The sequence below is a fragment of the Agrobacterium sp. LEGMi-208b genome (assembly GCF_059511785.1).
On the sequence record NZ_CM183446.1, the window covers coordinates 2,276,466 to 2,297,373 of the forward strand.

The 20,908-nt window shown below is 60.5% G+C and carries 15 protein-coding genes; 5 read left to right on the plus strand and 10 right to left on the minus strand.

What is annotated here, in order from left to right; all coding sequences use genetic code 11:
- Positions 1–69 precede the first annotated feature (69 nt).
- Positions 70–1,677 carry an ABC-F family ATP-binding cassette domain-containing protein gene (locus tag AC5YUO_RS24865; RefSeq protein WP_496155659.1) on the plus strand — a complete coding sequence of 536 codons (1,608 nt, stop codon included), beginning with the start codon at positions 70–72 and terminating at the stop codon, positions 1,675–1,677.
- Here AC5YUO_RS24865 and AC5YUO_RS24870 read toward each other — a convergent pair.
- Genes AC5YUO_RS24870 through AC5YUO_RS24885 form a run of 4 tightly spaced genes read right to left on the minus strand, consistent with a single transcriptional unit; the run spans position 1,671 to position 6,266 of the window.
- Positions 1,671–2,621 carry a Csu type fimbrial protein gene (locus AC5YUO_RS24870; RefSeq protein WP_496155660.1) on the minus strand — a complete coding sequence of 317 codons (951 nt, stop codon included), beginning with the start codon at positions 2,619–2,621 and terminating at the stop codon, positions 1,671–1,673. The two genes, AC5YUO_RS24865 and AC5YUO_RS24870, sit on opposite strands and share 7 nt — an antisense overlap.
- Positions 2,618–5,056: a fimbria/pilus outer membrane usher protein gene (locus tag AC5YUO_RS24875; RefSeq protein WP_496155661.1), complete on the minus strand. Its 2,439-nt coding sequence runs from the start codon at positions 5,054–5,056 to the stop codon at positions 2,618–2,620. Before AC5YUO_RS24875 ends, AC5YUO_RS24870 begins: the two co-directional genes overlap by 4 nt.
- Positions 5,028–5,747 carry a fimbrial biogenesis chaperone gene (locus tag AC5YUO_RS24880; RefSeq protein ID WP_496155662.1) on the minus strand — a complete coding sequence of 240 codons (720 nt, stop codon included), beginning with the start codon at positions 5,745–5,747 and terminating at the stop codon, positions 5,028–5,030. Before AC5YUO_RS24880 ends, AC5YUO_RS24875 begins: the two co-directional genes overlap by 29 nt.
- Positions 5,748–5,768: 21 nt before the next feature.
- A complete protein-coding gene (locus tag AC5YUO_RS24885; protein ID WP_496155663.1) occupies positions 5,769–6,266 on the minus strand; it encodes a Csu type fimbrial protein in 498 nt (165 codons plus the stop codon).
- A gap of 362 nt (positions 6,267–6,628) precedes the next feature.
- On the opposite strand from AC5YUO_RS24885, the gene AC5YUO_RS24890 reads away from it, so the two are divergent.
- Together AC5YUO_RS24890 and catB are read left to right on the plus strand one after the other, a co-directional pair.
- Positions 6,629–9,418: a bifunctional aconitate hydratase 2/2-methylisocitrate dehydratase gene (locus tag AC5YUO_RS24890; protein ID WP_496155664.1), complete on the plus strand. Its 2,790-nt coding sequence runs from the start codon at positions 6,629–6,631 to the stop codon at positions 9,416–9,418.
- A gap of 332 nt (positions 9,419–9,750) precedes the next feature.
- Positions 9,751–10,380: a type B chloramphenicol O-acetyltransferase gene (gene catB, locus AC5YUO_RS24895; RefSeq protein ID WP_496155665.1), complete on the plus strand. Its 630-nt coding sequence runs from the start codon at positions 9,751–9,753 to the stop codon at positions 10,378–10,380.
- Between the two features lie 82 nt (positions 10,381–10,462).
- On the opposite strand, the gene AC5YUO_RS24900 is transcribed toward catB, so the two are convergent.
- Positions 10,463–12,289, minus strand: a complete 1,827-nt coding sequence (locus AC5YUO_RS24900) for a chloride channel protein (protein ID WP_496155666.1) — start codon at positions 12,287–12,289, stop codon at positions 10,463–10,465.
- A 160-nt stretch (positions 12,290–12,449) separates the two neighbouring features.
- On the opposite strand from AC5YUO_RS24900, the gene AC5YUO_RS24905 reads away from it, so the two are divergent.
- Positions 12,450–12,869, plus strand: a complete 420-nt coding sequence (locus AC5YUO_RS24905; protein WP_496155667.1) for a MarR family winged helix-turn-helix transcriptional regulator — start codon at positions 12,450–12,452, stop codon at positions 12,867–12,869.
- 56 nt (positions 12,870–12,925) lie between these two features.
- On the opposite strand, the gene AC5YUO_RS24910 is transcribed toward AC5YUO_RS24905, so the two are convergent.
- The 5 genes from AC5YUO_RS24910 to AC5YUO_RS24930 form a co-directional block, all read right to left on the minus strand.
- Entirely contained in the window at positions 12,926–14,728 is a 1,803-nt protein-coding gene (locus AC5YUO_RS24910) for an NAD(P)/FAD-dependent oxidoreductase (protein WP_496155668.1), read from the minus strand.
- Between the two features lie 112 nt (positions 14,729–14,840).
- Positions 14,841–15,914 carry a 2,3-butanediol dehydrogenase gene (locus tag AC5YUO_RS24915; protein WP_496155669.1) on the minus strand — a complete coding sequence of 358 codons (1,074 nt, stop codon included), beginning with the start codon at positions 15,912–15,914 and terminating at the stop codon, positions 14,841–14,843.
- 156 nt (positions 15,915–16,070) lie between these two features.
- Positions 16,071–17,954 carry a sigma-54-dependent Fis family transcriptional regulator gene (locus AC5YUO_RS24920; protein WP_496155670.1) on the minus strand — a complete coding sequence of 628 codons (1,884 nt, stop codon included), beginning with the start codon at positions 17,952–17,954 and terminating at the stop codon, positions 16,071–16,073.
- Between the two features lie 123 nt (positions 17,955–18,077).
- The gene (locus AC5YUO_RS24925; RefSeq protein WP_496155671.1) at positions 18,078–18,401 is read right to left on the minus strand and encodes a tetratricopeptide repeat protein; all 324 of its coding nucleotides are present in this window, start codon (positions 18,399–18,401) and stop codon (positions 18,078–18,080) included.
- 97 nt (positions 18,402–18,498) lie between these two features.
- Positions 18,499–19,578 (minus strand): LacI family DNA-binding transcriptional regulator, encoded by a 1,080-nt coding sequence (locus AC5YUO_RS24930; RefSeq protein ID WP_496155672.1) that lies wholly within the window; start codon positions 19,576–19,578, stop codon positions 18,499–18,501.
- 239 nt (positions 19,579–19,817) lie between these two features.
- Between AC5YUO_RS24930 and AC5YUO_RS24935 the strand changes: the two genes are divergently transcribed.
- On the plus strand, positions 19,818–20,795 hold the full coding sequence (locus AC5YUO_RS24935; protein ID WP_125146247.1) for a substrate-binding domain-containing protein: 978 nt from the start codon (positions 19,818–19,820) through the stop codon (positions 20,793–20,795).
- Positions 20,796–20,908 lie beyond the last annotated feature (113 nt).

The window sequence follows — 20,908 nt, forward strand, 5'->3', positions numbered from 1 at the left end:
GACGGTGAACCATGGATTTCAACCCGATCACAAAGCCGCAACGCCTTGTCATCAGGGGAACCCATATCCATGCCGCATTCCATCACCCTCTCGGACCTCTCGTGGTCGACACCTGACGGTCATCCGCTCTTTTCCGACATCAATCTTCGCTTCGGGCAGGAACGCACCGGCCTTGTCGGGCGCAACGGCGTCGGCAAAACGACGCTTCTTAAACTGATCGCCGGCGAACTGTCGCCGAACGCTGGCACGGTGTCCGTCCCGGGCAAAGTCACTCTTCTGCGCCAGAGCGTGCAGATCGTGTCCGACGAGACCGTCGCCGACCTGTTTGAGGCGCGCGAGGCGCTTGATGTCCTTGCCCGTGCTCAGGCGGGAAGGGCAACTCTTGAAGAACTCGATGATGTCGACTGGATGCTGGAGGAAAAAATTGCCGGGGCGCTCGCGCAGGTCGGGCTGGACGCCTTGCCCTCCACGCCGCTTTCGGCACTTTCCGGCGGACAGCGCACGCGGGCCGCCCTTGCGGCTCAAATCCATGCCGCGCCGGATTTCCTGATCCTCGACGAACCGACGAACAATCTCGACCGGGACGGGCGCATTTTCGTTGCCGAGTTTCTGGCGGCCTGGCGCGGTGGCGCGATCGTCGTCAGCCATGATCGGGAACTTCTCGAAACCCTCGATGCGATTGTGGAAATGACCACGCTCGGTGCAACCCGTTACGGCGGCAACTGGAGCCACTATCGCGCACAAAAAGCGCTGGAACTGGCCGCCGCCGAACAGGACTTCGCGAATGCGGAAAAACGTCTGTCCGATGTCAAGCGCCGGTCGCAGGAGGCCCTGGAGCGCAAGGCCCGCCGCGATAGCAGGGGGGCTGCAAAAGCGGCGAGGGGAGACATGCCTCGTATCCTTGTCGGTGCGATGAAGAGGCGTGCCGAAAAGACGAGCGGCGACAATGCCAATCTGGCCAGCCGTCTGGCGGCGGAGGCGACGGAAGATCTGAAGACGGCGCGTGAGCGGATCGAAATCCTGCAGGGCGTGAGCGTCACATTACCGCCCAGCGGGCTGCATGCGACAAGAACCGTGCTCAGCTTGCAAAACCTGACCGCGGGGTATCGGGCCGAACACCCCGTGCTTCGCGATCTGTGCTTCGAGATCACCGGGCCGCAGCGCGTCGCCGTCACCGGTCCGAACGGGTCTGGAAAAACGACGCTGCTTTCGGTAATCACGGGGGACTTGCCGCTGTTCGAAGGCGCGGTGCATGTCGGGGTGAAATCCGTGTTTCTCGACCAGCAGGTCAGTCTGCTCGACGCCAGCCTGTCCATCCGCGACAACTTCCTTCGGCTCAACCCTGAGGCCGGGGAAAATGCCTGCCGCTCCGCGCTTGCGCGCTTCATGTTTCGTGCCGATGCCGCCCTGCAGATCGTCGGAACCCTTTCGGGCGGACAGATGCTCAGGGCCGGTCTCGCCTGTGTTCTGGGCGGCCCGCAGCCTCCGCAATTGCTGATCCTTGATGAGCCGACGAACCATCTGGATATCGATTCCATTGCGGCCGTGGAAGCCGGCCTTCGGGCCTATGACGGCGCCTTGCTGGTCGTCAGCCATGATGAGGCGTTTCTTGCCGCCATTGGCATTGATCGGCGGCTTGAACTTGGGAAGTCGGAGATGCGTTCGGGCGCTCAGTAATTCACCGTCACGACGACCGTATCGGAGTAGTTTCCCGGTGCCGGCGTGTTCTGCGCCGGTACGCGTCCGTAGACCGTCAAGGTCTGCAGGCCGCCTGTTCCGGTACCGGTGGCTATCTCCCCTGTCGCACTGCCCCAGACATTCGTGCGGTTCGCGTCGCGATAGAGACCATAGGTAATCGATGCGCCTCCCTGCACCATCTGGCGTGCGGCCGGCGGGCTGTTGCTCAGGCCGCCATTGAGCGCCACACTGTAGTTCAGATTGGTGGTGCAGGTCAGATTGATTGCTCCGGTCGCATTGACTGCCGTGTTCAGCACGCCATGACTGCCGAAATCGATGTTCTGGGCCGAGATGATGCAGGTGGGCGCCACTGCGGCCGACACGTTGAACGGCACCTGCGTGGGGTTCTGGGTTACGGAAGAGCAGCTCGGTGCGAGCAGGGTAAAGCTCGTATAGGTGAAGCTCGTTTCTGCACCGGCAAAGCTGGAGAGATAAAGGCCGCGCGCCGCCGAGGCCTGACCGGCGTTGATCCGGCCATAGACCGTGCGGCTCGTGGTGTTGATCAGGAGCGGTAGCGCCAAATCGATTGGCGGAGGCGAGCCGAGTGCGGGTTGGGTGACCGATCCCCATGAGGTCGTCCGCGCCGAGTTCTGGTAAAGCTGGTAATTGAGGATGTTGCTGCCCTGGAGCATCCGGCGGATACCGCCCGACTGCCCGCCGCTTCCGGCATTGATATTGGGGCAGATGCGGATGGAAAGCGCCAGCGACAATGGGTTGGAACAGGTGACTGACAATGTCGCCGTCGTGTCCACGGCGCTGCCGCTCGCGAGATTGACGAAGCCGAAATTCATGTCCGACATGCTGAAGGTGCAGCTTTGCGCCAGGGCCGGTGAAGCGGAGAGGAGAGCGGCGATGGCAAGGGCGGCACGGGTCAGGACCTTCATTGGATGCTCCTGCATATGGTCTCGAGGGTTGCCCGGGTCTTGCCGGCAGAGGGGACGGTGATCTGCGCCTCGCACGCGCCCTTCGTCGGCTGTGTGATGCGGAGCCGATGGGTTTCGCCGATATTGTCGAGATAGGCCTGCCCGTCATAACCGACGATGAAATCGCGCTTGCCGTCGATTTTGCCGGTCGATCCGGTTTCGATGAACTCGCCGCTCTCGTCTTTCAGCGTCACCAGCGCCACCTGACCCTCGGTTTCCACCTTGAAATTGACCACGGCTCCCGCCCGCTCGGTCGGCGTTACGGTCTGTTTCGTCCGGTCGATGCGGGCGTCGACCGGAAGATTGCTCGGGTCGAGCGTGATGTTGTTGACGTCATAGGAACGCAGGTTCGGAAGCAATATCTTGCCGCGGCGGTTGGTCTGGCCGATGGGGCGGTTTTCCAAAAGGATATCGACGCCGGGCGCGCCCGCATCCACCACGGCGAAAGCGTCATCGATCCGGTTGCCGACAAAGACATCGCCGCCGGCGAGCGCTATCGATCCTTCGATCTGCGCATAGGCCTGTGTCGTGCGGTTGAATTGATCGACGCCGGCCGAAACGCGCGCGGCGCTGCCGCGGTAGCTGCCGGAAACGGAGGCGATGTCGTTGCCGCCGGTCGAGCCGCGCAGGCGCCAGCCATAACTTCCCTCGGCCTGTTCTTCGGATTTTCCGACCTCGGCCGTCAGCGAATATCCATCCGCATCCGACGACATGCCGGCCGAGCCGGAGACGCCGCCGCCGAACGACCACGAGAGGCCCGCGAAGATGCCGTAGGATTTGTTGTCCTCAAGGTCCTTATAGGCGGTGATGAATATATTACCGTTCTCGCCGAACGGCCGCGTGGCGGAAAGGCCGAGCAGACGGGATCGTCTTTCATCGAAGGTTTCGAGCTCCGTATAGGAGAAATTGAGGCTGGTCTCATCGAAGCCGAGCTGGGTGGAAACGGAAATCTGGTCGAGGGCACGCGGCGGCCGCGCGCTCAGCAGTCCGGATACCGTGCGGATATCGGACAGGTCGGCGGAGACAGAGGCCATATCGTGATAATCGCCGAACGTCCTTTGCGACCGCGCGTGAAATTTCACCCCCAGCAATTCCGCCTCGACGCTTGCGGAAAGCTGATAACCGCTTTCCGCGCCAAAGCGGCTCGATGCGCCCGAAACCGCCGCCAATCCCTCCGCTCCAAGGGTGAAGACGCCGCCAAAGCCGATATTGTAGAAATTCTCGCCGCCCTCCGCATGGCCTTCCAGCGTCAGGCTGTCCGACACACCATAACGCAGCGTCGCAGACCCCAGCGGTTTGTCGTCATAATCGAAAGACGATGTTCCGTAATTGCGTCGGGCAAAGCCAAGCTCGGCCGAAAAATCGATGAGACCCTGCGCCAGCAAATCCGGTGAAGCATAAAAGGGCGTTTCGGACACGGTTTCGCGCCCCAGCGCATCCCTGACCACCAGCCGCGCATTGCCCGCGCCGCTGATGACAGGGAGATTGGTGATGGAGAAGGGGCCTTCGGGAACATCCTGCGACAGGCGGCGGACATTGTTGACATAGACATCGACGGTGGAGGGCACGGCGGCGGAACCGGCAAATTCCGGCATCGGCATGGTGACGATATCCGGCCGCAGATCGAAATTGCGGCGGATCTGCAGGCCGCCCAGCCGTGTCGGGCGCGTCCAGCTCAGCCCGCCGGTGATCAGATCGCCGGCCCGGTAGCTCGTCAATGTGTCCTCGTCCGAATAGCTCCAGGTCGTATCGAGGCGCTGGGTGTCGAACTCCGACTGGCGCGATGTGCTCAGAACCTGCGACGAGGACAAAACGCCGAGCGGACCGAAGGCCCTGCTTTCCAAAAGCGCGGAGACACCGTTGAAATCGGCGATATCCGACCATTTGTTGCCGCCGGAGGAGCCATAGATCGTGTAATTCACCAGACCTCCAAAATCGCTCGTGGCCTTTTCCCTGATCTCTTCGTCGTCTTCCTGCGCAATCTTGCCGGAGGCGTCGATCACCCTGTTCGCCCGCGCCGCCATCGGCAGGGTGAAATGCATGGACTGGCTGCCTTCATCGTAACGCGCCACCACGTCGGGCAGCCGGGAAATATCGATCCAGCCATCATCGCCGGCAGCGCTTTCAACCGGGGAAATCCCGATATTCGTGAGCTGTTCCGGCTCGATGAGAAACGATCCGGCGTCGTTTTGACGAAATGTGGCGATCAGTTCTGTCGAAACATCGTTGATGTAGACTTCGAGCTGCAACTGTCCCGCTTCTTTTGCGGCAAAAGAGGCCGGTTGCGCCGCAGGGGGAATATCCTGCGCCACGGAGAAATTGCCCGATGAAATGACCGTCAGAGCGGCAATCGTCAAAACGGCGAGATCAGCCGCCCGAGACGCGCGCCGTCGCATTGACGGGGCCGCCTTCGCTGTCTGCCGAAATCTTCAGCGTGCCGCCGCCTTTTTTGCCGCCCGTTGCCGGAACCACGAAGCTTGCGGCGGATCCGCCAAGCACATATCCCACCAGCCCCTGCTGGCGGGCAATCGCCTGGCCGTTGCCGCCGGAAAGCATCAGATTGGCGATCCTTATCCGCTTTGCGCCCGTATTGGATACCGACACCCGGTAGCCATTGCCCTGCGGCGTTATCTTCCAGACCGGTTCCGCATCGCCTGTGGAGGCGGGTGAGAAGAAAACGGGTATGGAGTGGCGCACCACCAGATTGACCGTGCCGGATTGCGGTCTTCCCGCCGGCGGCAATTCGTCGACGATGACGCGATAACTCTCTTCGGCCCTGAGCGGCGCCTTGGAAAGCCGGACGATGCGGATAAGGTTTTCCGCGCCTCCCTTCAGCTGCGTCATCGGCGGGCTGGCGACAACGTCCTGCGCCGCCGTATAGACGTCCTGCCCATTCTGCTGGGTCCAGCGGAATATCCTGACCTGAACGTTGATCGGGGTTTTCGCATCGTTCCAGATGCGGAGGCTGGAGGCCGCCGTGGGCGCTTTAAGATCCAGAAGCACGGGCGCGACCCGTAGCGATGCAGCCTGTGAAGGTGAAACACTCAAACCGGCAAAAAACGCAGCCGCTAAGGTAAAAACACGCATGCGCGATCCTCCCTGTGGCGATCAGTAGTTGAGCGTGGCCGTCACCGTATCGGTATAGACGCCGACCGCGGGTGTCGTCTGGGCAGGTACGCGCCCATAGACAGTGAATGTTTGCGGCGCCCCGTTTCCGGTTCCCGTTTGCCGGTCCGTTCCCACGGTGTTCCCCCACACCGTGCTATGTGCCGCAGTCGTATAAAGCGAGTAGGAAATGGTCGCGCCCGCAGGCGATGTCATCAAACGGCTGGCGACCGTCGCCCCCGAACCGGCCCCGGCGCTGAGGCCGAGGCTGAAGGGTGTGCTGGCCGTGCATTGCACGATAATATCGCTGGTCGCATCGATATTGCTGCCGATCACGCCATTGGTGCCGAAATTGAGATTGCCGGCGGAATTGATCTGGCACGCCGCCTGAATGGTGATCTGGACGTTGAAATTCGTCGTGGCGACCTGCGCTACGCCCGATACCGGTGTGAGAACCAGTGCCGCAAACGATAATAAAATGCCTGATGCTGCAAACTTCATGCTGCCTCCCCAAGCTGCTGCGCTGTCGATTGTCGGTGCACAACATGGAATTACGCCAATAACGGGTAATTAGAATAATCTAATATTCATACTGATTTGGTTAACGAATCCTTAATCCGTCCGCCTGAAAAACCATCGGCTGAAATGCAGGGGATGACACAATCAAAAGTGTAGCAACCTGACGTGATCTTGAGCGCAGGATCGGCACGAAATACCGTCTACGAGTTTTTTACTGAAATGCGACATCTTGTCAGCCGGCCCCGGTTGGCGTACTCGAAATCGATAGAAACTCGGGCCGATCAACAGTACCGTTCAATGGCGCTCTGTACCGGCTCCATAGACATCTTGACGTTGGGATTGCGATGAACCTTTACTTGGATTACCTGGCTGAAATCAAAAGCAGAGAACCACAGGGTCTTGCGCCCAAGCCGATCGATGACGGCGCACTGACGGCCGAGATTATCGAGCTGATCAAGGATGCGGGCAGTGAACATCGCGCCGACGCGCTGAAGTTCTTCATCTATAACACCCTGCCGGGCACCACGAGTGCTGCCGGGGTCAAGGCGGCCTTCCTGAAGCAGATCATCCTCGGCGAAGTCGTCGTGCCGGAGATCACGCCTTCCTTCGCGCTGGAACTGCTGTCGCACATGAAGGGCGGCCCGTCGATCAAGGTGCTGCTCGATATCGCGCTCGGCAACGACGTTGCGATTGCCACTGAAGCCGGCGAAGTGCTGAAGACGCAGGTCTTCCTTTACGATGCCGACATGTTCCGCCTGCGCGACGCCTACAAGGCCGGCAACGCCATCGCCAAGGCCGTGCTGGAAAGCTACGCCAAGGCCGAATTCTTCACCAAGCTTCCTGACGTCGAAGACGAGATCAAGATCGTCACTTTCATCGCCGCCGAAGGCGATATTTCCACCGACCTCCTGTCTCCCGGCAATCAGGCGCATTCGCGCTCGGACCGCCAGCTGCACGGCCAGTGTATGATCTCGCCGGAAGCGCAAGCGGAAATCGTCGCGCTTCAAAAGCAGCATCCGGACAAGCGGGTGATGATGATCGCCGAAAAGGGCACGATGGGCGTCGGCTCGTCGCGCATGTCCGGCGTCAACAACGTGGCGCTGTGGACCGGCAAGCAGGCCAGCCCCTATGTGCCCTTCGTCAATTACGCCCCCATCGTCGCCGGCACCAACGGCATCTCGCCGATTTTCGCCACCACCGTCGATGTGACGGGCGGCATCGGCATCAACCTCAAGAACTGGGTGAAGAAGCTCGGCGAAGACGGCAAGCCGATCCTCAACAACGATGGCAACCCGATCCTCGAGCAGAAATATTCGGTCGAGACCGGCACCGTCCTCAAGATTGACGCCAAGAACCGCAAGCTTCGCGACGAGGCCGGCACGGAACTGGTGGATATCGCCTCTTCCTTCACGCCGCAGAAGATGGAGTTCATGAAGGCCGGCAGCTCCTACGCTATCGTCTTCGGTAAGAAGCTCCAGACATTCGCGGCTGAAACGCTCGGTGTCGAGACCACTCCGGTCTTCGCGCCCAACAAGGAAATCTCGATCGAGGGTCAGGGCCTCACCGCCGTCGAGAAGATTTTCAACCGCAATGCCGTCGGCGTCACGCCCGGCAAGGTGCTGCATGCCGGCTCCGACGTTCGCGTCAAGGTCAACATCGTCGGTTCGCAGGATACGACCGGCCTGATGACCGCGCAGGAACTGGAAGCGATGGCGGCCACCGTTATTTCGCCGCTGGTGGATGGTGCCTACCAGTCTGGCTGCCACACGGCCTCCGTCTGGGACAAGAAGGCGCAGGCGAACATTCCGAAGCTCATGTCCTTCATGAACAATTTCGGTGTCATCACCGCGCGCGATCCGAAGGGCGCCTATCACTCCATGACGGACGTGATCCACAAGGTGCTGAACGACATCACCGTGGATGACTGGGCGATCATCATCGGCGGCGACAGCCACACCCGCATGTCCAAGGGCGTTGCCTTCGGCGCTGACTCCGGCACCGTTGCCCTCGCGCTGGCAACGGGCGAGGCGACGATGCCGATCCCGCAATCGGTCAAGGTCACCTTCAAGGGCACGATGCAGCCCTATATGGACTTCCGCGACGTGGTGCACGCCACGCAGGCGCAGATGCTGAAGCAGCACGGCGACAACGTCTTCCAGGGCCGCATCATCGAAGTGCATATCGGCACGCTGCTTGCCGATCAGGCCTTCACCTTCACCGACTGGACGGCCGAAATGAAGGCCAAGGCGTCGATCTGCATCTCGCAGGACGAAACGCTGATCGAGTCGCTGGAAATCGCCAAGTCGCGTATCCAGATCATGATCGACAAGGGCATGGATAACCCCGCCCAGACGCTCAAGGGCCTGATTGCCAAGGCGGATCAGCGCATTGCCGAAATCCGCTCAGGTGAAAAGCCGGCGCTGAAGCCCGATGACAATGCGAAATATTTCGCCGAAGTCGTCGTGGATCTTGACGTGATCGACGAGCCGATGATCGCCGACCCCGACGTCAACAACAACGACGTGTCCCGGCGCTACACCCACGATACGATCCGCCCGGTCTCCTATTACGGCGGCACCAAGAAGGTCGATCTCGGTTTCGTCGGCTCGTGCATGGTGCACAAGGGCGATATGAAGATCGTCGCCCAGATGCTGAAGAACATCGAGAAATCCGAAGGCAAGGTCGAGTTCAAGGCGCCGCTCGTCGTCGCCGCGCCGACCTACAACATCATCGATGAGCTGAAGGCGGAAGGCGACTGGGAAATCCTGCAGAAATATTCGGGCTTCGAGTTCGATGATCTGAAGCCGAAAACCACCAACCGGACGGAATACGAGAATATTCTCTATCTCGAACGCCCGGGCTGCAATCTGTGCATGGGCAACCAGGAAAAGGCCGAAAAGGGCGACACCGTTCTGGCAACCTCCACCCGCCTGTTCCAGGGCCGCGTGGTGGAAGATACGGCTGAAAAGAAGGGTGAATCGCTTCTCGCTTCCACCCCTGTCGTGGTGCTCTCGGCCATCCTCGGCCGCACGCCGAGCATCGAGGAATATCGCTCTGCCGTCGAAGGGATCGACCTGACGAAGTTCGCTCCGCCGAAGGTCACGCCGATCGATTCCCAGTCGGTCCATTACTGAGGCCGTGATTATCGCGCTGCGTGGGCTTCGGGCTCCGCGCGGGCGATGCACTGAAAATGCCGAATGAACGCGGACAGCGGGGAGAAATCCCCGCTGTTGTTTTATGGGCCGGCGGTTCTCCGATCAGGCCCATGGAGACTGGAGACATGTCTCGGCTTGGCCTTCGCCTCTTTTTGCGGTAACCAGACTGAATGATAAAAGCATCGAGTATCACCTGCATCTAGCTCCCGCCGCAACGCGAGGAGCATCGAGCGAAAAGCCGATCGGCTTGGCGCTCGGCGTCGGCTTGTCTGAAGGCAAGCGAATGCGACCATATGCAGTGAGATTACTCCATGGAAAATTACTTCGAAAGCCCGTTCCGGGGCATCACGCTTGACAAGCAGGTCAGCAACCCGAACCTCGTGGTCGGGAAATACAGCTATTATTCCGGTTATTATCACGGCCACAGTTTTGAGGACTGCGCCCGTTATCTGCTGCCGGAAGAAGGTGCTGACAGGCTGGTGATCGGAAGCTTCTGCTCGATCGGTTCGGGCGCCGCCTTCATCATGGCCGGCAATCAGGGCCATCGCAACGAATGGATCAGCACCTTCCCGTTCTTCTTCATGCCGGAGGTGCCGGAATTCGAGAATGCCGCCAACGGTTACCTGCCGGCGGGTGATACCGTCATCGGTAACGATGTCTGGATAGGCTCGGAAGCCATCATCATGCCCGGCATCACGGTCGGTGATGGTGCGGTGATCGGGACGAGGGCGCTGGTGACGAAGGATGTCGAACCCTATGCCATCGTCGGCGGCAATCCCGCAAAAACGATCCGCAAGCGCTTCGACGACGACAGCATCGCCCTGTTGCTCGAGATGAAATGGTGGGATTGGCCGGCGGAGCGGCTGAAAGCCGCGATGCCGCTCATGACCAGCGGCAATGTCGCGGAGCTCTATCGTTTCTGGCGGTCCGATAAGTCCTAGCGATGAAATTGCCGGTCCGTCTTGTAACGGCGGACCGGCGCTCTTGGTTGTCATGCCGGCAAGCGGAAACGTGGACCGCCCTTCAGGGCGTCGTCGCCGGCCGGCTGCGGTTTGTCCGTGCCGCTCGGATGAAGGGTCGCCGCTCCAGCTCGGATCTCTGCTGCGCCTGGCGCAGATGCAGCAGGTCCTTGCGCGTAACGAGACCGACGAGACTGTTCGAGGACTGGTCGACAATGGCGATCCTGCCCGTGTCGGCGCTCAGCATCAGGTCGGCGACCAACCCTACGGGGTCGTGTTCGTGCGCAACCGGGACTTCACGATCGGCCAGCTTGTCGGCCAGCGTCTCTTCGTCATTCGGCGGCTCCTGTTGCCACGAGAGGATGTCTGCCCGCGAGACGAGCCCCACCAGCTTTCCTTCAGGCTGCACGACCGGATATGTCCGGTGCGTTTCCTGTGACGACGTAAAGAATGAAATCGCCTCAGATATCGTCATCGTGGCAGGCAGGGTGTCGACCTTGCGGATCATGATTTCCGACACCCTGGTCAGTTCGAAGGAATCAATCGCATATTCGCGCGTGATATGCTGGCCGCGCCGGGCGATCTTTTCCGTCAGGATCGAGCGCCGCATCAGCAGGACGGTCACGGAGTAAGCGGCCACGGTTGCTATCATGAGGGGGATTGCGGCGCTGAGATCGCCGGTGATCTCGATGGCGAAGAAGATGCCGGTCAGCGGTGCGCGCATGGTCCCGCCCATCATGGCCGCCATGCCAAGCAATGCCCAGAGGGCGGGGTCGCCGGGCAGGAATGTCCCGGTCAGATAACCCAACGATCCGCCGAGGATCAGAAGTGGCGCCAGCACGCCGCCGGATGTACCCGATGAAAGGGCGATGAGCCAGATCCCGGACTTGACGAGGAGAATGGTGATGGCGGTCTTGATGACGAGATGGTTGTTGAGAAGATCGGCGATGATGTCGTAACCGACGCCGAGCGCTCTTGGCTCCGTCAGGCCGCCGAGGCCGACGGCGAGACCGCCGAGAGCCGGCCACCACATCCAGTGGATGGGAAGTTTTTCGAAGAGGTCTTCGATCTTGTAGAGCAATAGGGTCATCAGCCCGGACTGCAACCCTGCGAGAACGCCGATCAGGACGCAGGGTGCAAGCCCCCACCACGGCAGGTCATAGGCGAAATCCGTGGGAAACAGGGGGCCGGCACCGAAGTAAAATGGTCTCCATGTGATCGAAACCGCGGCGGCGACAGCGACCGGTATGAAGCTCCTGGGTTTCCATTCGAACAGCAGGAGTTCGACGGCGAGCATGACAGCGGCGATCGGTGAACCGAAGATCGCCGTCATGCCGGCCGCGGCTCCGGCAACCAGCAGGGTTTTGCGTTCCGCGCTGCTCATATGGAAACATTGGGCAAAGAGGGAGCCGATCGCGCCACCCGTCATGATGATGGGCCCTTCCGCGCCGAAAGGCCCGCCACTGCCGATGGAAATGGCTGACGAGAGCGGCTTCAGCAGCGCGACTTTCGGAGACATGCGGCTGCCGCCGATGAGGATGGCCTCGATTGCTTCCGGAATGCCGTGCCCCCGGATTTTTTCGGAGCCGAAACGGGCCATCAATCCGATGACAACGCCACCGATGACCGGCGCCAGCACCATCCAAAGCGAAGGATGTATTTCTGCGAAGCGGACTTCGTGCGTGCTGATCCTGCCAAGCCAGACGATATTCGTGACAAGCTGGATGAGGCTGACCAGAAGCCAGGCGGCAAGGGCCCCGAGCGAGCCGACGATGCATGCCATGGCGATCAGCAGCAAGACACGCTTGTCCGTGGTGAAATCTCCGGCTTGCCGCCTTGGAAAACCGCTGTCGAATTGACTTGATCTGGAAGACGAAGAGGCTTGGGTCAACGGCTTATCCTTGCGTGCACGAAAACAGTGGCGTGACAAATATGTCGTAATACGATATAAATCAACCGATTTGTGATCCGTCAGATATCCTGTGATGTTCATTCGCGGACAGCCGGGCTAAAGAGCAATGAGAGGCGATCAGCATAAGGGCTTGCGAAATATGACATTACCCACCCAGTCGGAGTATGAGGCGCTTGCCGTCTTTCGCCATACCCTCAAGAAATTCATGGATTTCAGCACCTCCGCCGCTCAGGCCGCCGGCGTGCCGCCCCAGCAGCATCAGGCGCTGCTCGCCATCAAGGGGCTGCCGCAGGGTGAGGTCATGACGATCGGCCTTCTTGCGGAGCGGCTGCTGATCGCTCCCCATTCCGCAACGGAACTTGCCGGTCGTCTGTTGAGCGGCGGTTTCATCACGCGCGAAGCAGACCCGTCGGATCGGCGCCGCCAGACATTGCTGCTGACGGAAAAGGCCGAACAGGCAATGGCGCATCTGAGCGCCATCCACCTGACGGAAATCCGCGAAATGGCGCCGCAACTGATCGCCATACTGAGTGAGCTTGGAAACGTGAAGAGGGCTTAGAACGAAAGATACGCTTGCCATTGAGGCGCCGGTTCGACCGGCGCCCCGGAACATGATCAGGACAGGTGATGTGGCTTCTGCAGCCCATAGACGGGTGTCTTCAACCCAGCCTGTCTGGCTTTGAGCTGCAGCGACAGATATTGCGAATAATGCCGCGACTGATGCAGGTTGCCGCCGTGGAACCACAGGGCGTCCTGTTGGGTCGGCTTCCACATGTTGCGCTGTTCGCCTTCCCAGGGGCCGGGATCCTTGGTGGTATTGGAACCGAGGCCCCAGCATTTGCCGACCTTGTCCGCCACCTCGCGCGAAATGAGATCCGCCGCCCAGCCGTTCATGGAACCGTAACCGGTGGCATAGACCACCAGATCGGCGGGCAGTTCCGTGCCGTCCTTCAGCACCACGGCATTTTCGGTGAGATGTGAGACGTCCACGCCGGATTTCAGCTTAATCGAGCCGTCGATCACCAGATCGCAGGCGCCGACATCGATGTAATAACCCGAGCCGCGGCGCAGATATTTCATGAAAAGACCGGACTCGTCGTCACCGAAATCAAGCATGACGCCGGCTTTCTCAAGCGCCGCATAAAATTCGGCGTCCTGTTCGCGTATCCGGTCGTAAATCGGAACCTGGAACTCATGCATGATCCTGTAGGGCAGGGAGGCGAAGATGAGGTCGGCCTTGCGCGTGGTCATGCCGTTCGCAACCGCGCGCTCGGAATAGAGATCGCCGAGGCCGATCTCCATCAGTGAGTCCGACTTGACGATATGGGTGGAGGAACGCTGCAGCATGGTGACATCAGCACCCGCTTCCCAGAGCGCCGCGCAGATATCATGCGCTGAGTTGTTGGAGCCGATCACCACGACCTTTTTGCCGGCATAGGCGTCCGGGCCGGGGTGCTGCGAGGAATGCTGCTGTTCGCCCTTGAAGACATCCTGACCGGTGAACTTCGGCACATTGGCCTTGCCGGACATGCCGGTTGCCAGCACCAGCTGTTTCGGTCGCAACACAACCTCCTGACCGGCGCGATCGACAACCACCGTCCATTCGCCCGTCGCCTCGTCATATTGCGCCGATTTGCAGGTGGTGGAGCCCCAGTAATTCAGCTCCATGACCCTGGTGTACATTTCCAGCCAGTCGCCCACCTTGTCCTTGGGTGTGAAGACCGGCCAGTTTTCCGGGAAGGGGATATAGGGCAGGTGGTCGTACCAGACCGGGTCATGCAGGCAGAGCGATTTATAGCGCTTGCGCCAGCTGTCGCCGGGCCGCTCGTTCTTTTCGATGATGATCGTCGGCACACCGAGCTGGCGAAGGCGCGCGCCAAGCGCGATGCCGCCCTGTCCGCCGCCGATGATGACGACATAGGGCTGTTCCGCGTAACCGAGTTCCGCTGCCTCGGCCTCGCGTTTTTCCTTCCAGGTCCGGCGGCTGCGGTCGTGGCCGTGTTCCGCGCCCATCGGCCGGCGAATGCCCTTTGGTTCCTCGTGGCCCTTCAGTTCGCTCATGGTGGTGAGCAAGGTCCAGATCAGCCCGTCCTTCAGGCGGATATGACCGTAACCACGGGCGGCCCCGGTCTCGAACTCGAACCAGCCTTCGGTGACGCCGCCGCCTTCAGAGGCGTGCTCCTTCGCATCCTGCACGAAGCTGGAGGGCTTGATAGCGGCGAGCTGGCTCGCCAGCATGTCGTGGATCTGTTCGCGGCCCTCCAGCGTCTTCAGGTTCCAGGTGAAGGTCACGAGATCGCGCCAGTAGCAATCGGCCTGAAACAGGTTGACGGCGGCGTCTATGTCGCCAGCTTCAAGCGCATTGCCTAGCTTCGAAAGAACCGTATCGATTTTGGTGGCGGGACTGACATCAAGCATATTCATCTCCTCCATGGTGCTTGGTCTGATGGCGGAGCGGCGGTGTCGCCGCTCCGAAAGCCAAGGCCTGCGCCTGCCGGGCTCCTCTTCCCGGCAGGTGCAGGCGAAAAGCCTATTTCGAAAGATCGATCAGGATTTTCAGATGCGTGCCGGCGGGGTCGAGCAGGGCATCGAAACCCTCGGTCACTGCCGTATCCAGCGTGATGCGTTTGGTGACGATCTTCGTCGCCGGCAGCAGGCCGGAGGCAATGAGCCGGATGACGCGCGGCCAGTAATGGGTCGGATAGGCCCAGGAACCCTTGATCTCCAGATCACGGAACGTCACCTGGAACCAGTCGATCGGGTTTTCATGCGGGTGAAGCCCGGTTTGCACGACGACGCCCTGCTTGCGCACGGCGTCAACGCAGGCCTTGAGCGCATGTTCATTGCCCACGCATTCGATCGCCACGTCGCAGCCGACCTTGCCTTCGGTTGCCGAGCGGACGACATCACCGACATTATCGCGCTTGGGGTTGATGGTGATGACATCAGGGATGACATTGCGAGCAAGCTCGAGGCGGGCGTCATTCAGATCGGAGACAAAAAGCTGGGTAGCGCCGGCGGCGCGGGCCGCCAGAAGCGTCAACATGCCGATCGGGCCGGCACCCGTGACCAGAACGCTGTTACCGGCGGTGACACCACCGCGATCACAGGCATAAACGGCAACGGCCGAGGGTTCCACCAGTGCGGCCTCTTCGTCGGTCATCTCGTCCGGAATTTTCTGGACGTTATAGTCGTTGACAAGTGCGGCTTCGGCCATGCCGCCGCCATCCCAGCTGAGGCCGACCAGTGCCAGTTGCGTGCTGAGATGGAAAAGGCCACGATCAGCGAAATAATCGCCGGATCGCGGCATGACGAGCGGCTGGATGGAGACGCGGTCACCGACGCTGACGGAGGTCACACCGTCGCCGATCGCCTCAACCACGCCGCCGAATTCGTGGCCCAGAATTTGCGGGCCATGGGCGCCGGTAAAGGGATGCGGTTCGGTGGGAATGAAGATCGGGCCGTAGCTATATTCATGCAGATCGGTGCCGCAGATGCCGACGAAACGGTTGCGGACGAGGACCTGTCCCGGGCCAGGCCGTTTCGGCTCGGCAATGTCTTCGATCCGCAAATCCTTGGCTGCATGAAATCTGAGCGCGAGCATGTTTTCTCCTCGATGGCACTTGATGCCAGAGAAGGTGCAATGCCCATGCCAGCACGGTTTTCTCCACCGAAGACCTGAAATTGCTGGGTTTTGGGGAAGGCCTGTTTTGCGACCTGCCACAGCTGTGGCGCTACAGCTGTGGCATACGCCTCACCTTCAGTGAGGTTTTCCGATGCCGAGGCGCCGCATGCGGCGGTGGAGGGTCGTGCGGTCGACGCCGAGCCGGCGGGCGGCCTCGGATACATTGCCGTTGCAGGCGGCCAGCAAGGCGCGAAGGTCGGTGCCGTGGCTGTCGATCATGGGGGTGGAGGATGCGGGGCTGAATTGCTCCGGAAGGTCCTCCACCGTAATCAGCCCGTCGTCGCAAAGGGCGGCTGCAAAGGCGATCGCATTGTCCAGCTCGCGGATATTGCCTGGCCAGCGGTGGTGCAGGATCGTCAGCCGGGCAGCGTTGGAAAGCGTCAGCGGCCGGCCGGGCACGCCGTGTTTTTCGAGTATCCTGTCGAGAAGCCAAGGAAAATCGTCGCGCTCGCTGAGTGCCGGCAGCGTCAGGACCGCCGCGTTCAGCCGGTAATAGAGATCTTCGCGGAATGCACCTGTTCGCACCATGTCGTTCAGGGGACGATGAGATGCCGAAATCACCCTGAAATCCACCTTCTGCGGGGTGGAGCCACCGACAGGCAGAACCTCGCCTTCCGCCAGAACGCGTAAAAGCCGGCTCTGCGCCACAAACGGCATGTCACCGATTTCGTCAAGGAAAAGCGTTCCGCCCTGCGCCTCTTCCACCAGTCCCTTGCGCCCTTTCGCAAGAGCGCCAGTGAAGGCGCCCGGCAGATAACCGAACAGTTCACTTTCGATCAGCTGTTCGGGAATGGCGGCGCAATTGACGGCGACGAAGCGGCCGGAAACGCCGCTGGCATCGTGAATGATGCGTGCGAGGTGTTCCTTGCCGGTGCCGGTCTGGCCCTGCAGCAGGATCGGCAGTCTTGCGGGCGCGAGTTTTTCCACCTTCCGCCTGAGATTTCGAACCGTCGGGCCGTCACCGCCGATCCTCTCCATCACCGGCTGCGGTCTTGAGCGGGCAAGCGGAACGCTCGACCTGCGCTGTTGCGGTTCGATCGCGTGCGCATAAAGCACGGTCCCGTCTCTAACGACGATGCGCCTTTCCTGGGGAAGGCTGGAGCGGGTGAGGGAAGCAAGCTCATCGAAACCGGCTTCGAAAAACTCCTCCACCCGCTGTCCGAGAAGACGTTCGGGCACGCGCCAGTCGAGCCCCCGCGATGCGGCGAGAAGGCGGGCGGCGGCGTGCGTCATGCCCGTGATCCGGCCGGAGCCGTCGACCGACAGGGCCGCTTCCGGATCGACATCCAGAAATTCGGGCGCGCCTGCAAAGCGCAGAACGAGATCATGGCGGCTGCTGGCCATCAGATTGGCAAGCTCGATCCTCCGCACGGTGGAAGAGACCAAATGGCGGGCCATGTTCTGGCTCGTTTTCAGGATCGGTGAGCTGAGCAGTGAAATATCGAGTACCGCCGTCAGCGCGCCCTGGGTATCGTAGATCGGCGCTGCGGTGCAGGAGAGCGGCGTGTGCGTTACATCGAAATGATCGGTCTGGTGGATGGTGAGCGGCTTGCCGGTTGCAATGCAGGCACCGACGGCACAGGTGCCGGCGCGGGGTTCCGACCATTCCGAGCCCAGATAAAGCCCGGCCTTGCGCAGATTATTGTTGAAGGAGGGATCGCCCAGGAACTCGACCGTCACACCCTGCCGATCGGAAAGGAGGAGGACGTAATTCTGCTCGGCCACCTGTCGGTAAAGCCGTTCCAGGCCGGAACGGGCGATGTGCACGAGGTCTTCCGCCTGCTGGCGGTGCTCTCGAAGACGTGTCTCGGAAACGATGACAGCTTCGCGCGCCTTGGTTGGATCAAGCTGGTAGGTGTCGAGGCAACGCCGCCAGGATTCCAGCACTACCGCATCCCGGCCGGTATTCCTGCCCTGACCGACGGTCTCGATTTCCTTGATATGATCCGAAAAACCCATAAACCACCGGCTCTGGACAGCCGCCTCCCGTGATTTTTCCGGCGATCATAACCAGTTTTATGAAACCTGGCTAATCTCCGGGCGATTTTTTGGCAGAAGGGATCGACTGAACTTCCACCGCCGTCAACCAGCACTCAGGCTGCGCATCTGCAAACGTCGCAACCGGACTTCCATCTGCCTTTTCGCCTGGATATCGCCGCGCCGGATGGCCACTGCCACGCCTTCCACCCAGGCCGCTGCGGCACCGTCGTGATCTCCCAGCCGCGCCCGGCATTCACCGAGTGCCGCCCAGACTGCCGAATAGTCGGGATTCTGCCGGATTGCCTCTTGCAGATGGTGTGCGGCGTCCTCGAATTGCCGCGCTTCCATCAGCGCCCTCGCGATGGAAAAGCGCAGGACTGCGCTATCCCTTCCGCTTTCCAGGACCTTCATGAGCTTTTCAATCATCGTTATTCCGTTGCAATGGTGATGCCTGTTGCAAGTCGGTACGACCTCAAGCGCGGTTGAGGTCAAGCGAAGATTTCGGCGCTTTCGTGCAGGCGTTTCACTTTGCCATACGGCGCAACGCAACCGGGTCCCATATGTCGTCCAGCGGTCCCTTAAGGGCGGTTCGTGGGGGGATGAGCTGCGGTTCGATAATGGTCACTTCGGGCTCTGCCCGGTTTTCTTCCAAGAGATCGAACCCTCTTTCCAGCATCTGCGCAATATCGGGTTTGATCATGTAAACGGGGAAGGGAAGAAAAGACGCGAAAGGATCATAGTCGAAGCAGCCGACGACGATGTCGCCGAATGCCTCGCCGTCATGGCGTCCCATGAAACGAAGCAGCCCTTCGAAATTGATCGATGAATTGACGAAGAAACAGCGGGGCAGGCGGCCTCGGCGGGCAAAGAAACGTTCGAAAGCCAGTTCCGTCATATGCGGCGAATAGCCTGTTATCTCGATGTCGTCACCGCTTTCAACACCAAAATAATCGGCTTTCGCGGTATGAAAGCCGTCAATACGCTCGCGGCTGGCGTGGTCGTCATGCCCGCCGAACAGGATGACATCGTCAGGACCGAGCGGGCCGCCTTTTGCCGCATGGGTAAGGATCGCCGCTGTCAAAATTTCCGCACCGTGCCGGTTGTCGGAGATGACCGAGGAGGCAAACTTGCCGGGCAGGTCGATGTTCACATGCGGAAGGGCCGCGCGCGCGCAGACCTGGTGGACGCCATCTGGGTCCGTCACGCCGGCAATGAAGAGGGCATCGATCGAATAGGCGATCAGGGTCTCGACGGTGCGTCGTTCTTCCTCGGGGTCGCGCCGGCCGGAAACCACCATGGGCGACAGGCCACGTTTGCGGGCCTGTCCCTCGAAGGTTTGCGCCATCGATGAAAAGAACCGGTTGTCATAAACCGGCACCAGAAGCCCGACGAGGCCGGATTTCGAACTTCTGAGGCCACGCGCCTGCAGGTTGGTGGTGTAGCGCTGGGCCTTGGCGAGCGAGAGTATCTTGTCTGCGGTTTCTTCCGAAATCCGCCGCTTGCGCCACGATCCGTTCAACACCGCACTGACCGTCGAGGCGGAAGCGCCTGATAATATCGACAAGTCATAAATGGTGGCTTTCTTTGAACTTATGCCCGTCACTGTGATCTCCCCAACTGATTCCGATTATTAGAACACGCATCCCCTTGACGGAAGAGCGCTTCATGATATGGTTATTGCACCATCGATTGTGCAACTTGGCAATATCGATTGTGCATGATGGTTGCTGTGGGAGTGGCAAGGGAGAGTCTCGAATAAGCGAGATGAGAGATTTTGAACGCGTCCGGGAAAAACGGGCTGCGGGCGGATTTCGTTTGCCGAATTTTTGAGGAGGAACATCAATGAAGAAAATTATTGCTGCGGCGGTTGGTCTGTCGCTCGCGTTGCTCTCATCCGCAGCCTTTGCCGAAGGGCCGAAGGTTGGCGTCGTCGTCAAGATCGGCGGCATTCCGTGGTTCAACGCCATGGAAGCCGGCATCAAGGAGCAGAGCAAGAAGCTCGGCGTTGACGGTTTCATGGTCGGTCCCACCAGTGCCGACCCGGCCCTGCAGGTTCGCGCGATCGAAGACCTGATTGCCCAGAAGGTCGATTTCATCGGCGTGGTGCCGAATGACGCCAAGGTGCTGGAGCCAGTGCTGAAAAAAGCCCAGGCCGCCGGCATCAAGGTCATCACCCATGAATCGCCGAAGCAGCTCGGCGCCGACTGGGATTTCGAACTCGCCTCCGCCAAGGGTTTCGGTGAAGCGCATGGCAAGCTGCTGGCGGAAAAGATGGGCGGCAAGGGTTCTTATGCCGTTTTCGTCGGTTCGCTCACCGTTCCGCTTCACAACGCCTGGGCCGATGCCGCCATCGCCTATATCAAGGCAAACTATCCCGACATGAAGCTCGTCGGCGATCGCTACGGCGTCGCCGAAGATCTCGACAAGAGCCGGTCGACTGCGCTCGATCTGATGTCCGCCAATGCCGACCTGAGCGGCTTCCTCGCCTTCGGCTCGCAGGGGCCGATCGGTGCGGGACGGGCGGTTGAAGAGCGCCGCAAGGATGGCAAGGTCTTCGTCATCGGCCCGTTTTCGCCGGGGCAGGGCGCCAAGCTCATCAAGTCTGGCGCACTGACGGGCGGCTTCATGTGGAACCCGAAGCAGGCCGGTGAGGTCTTCATCACGCTCGCCGACCGTATCGCCAAGGGCGAGACACCCAAGGCCGGCGACACTATCGAAGGCCTCGGCACCATCAATCCCGAGGGTAACACCATCGTCGTCGACCAGCTCTTGAAGATCGACAAGGAAAGCATCGACAAGCTCGTTTCCATGGGCCTCTGATCCTCCCCAAGGCCGAAGGCGTCGCGCGGGAAACACTGCCCGCGCGACGTCCATCCAGAATTTATGCCGAGCGCCACGTCTGCGATGCTTTCGCGGCGAAAGGAGAGATACGC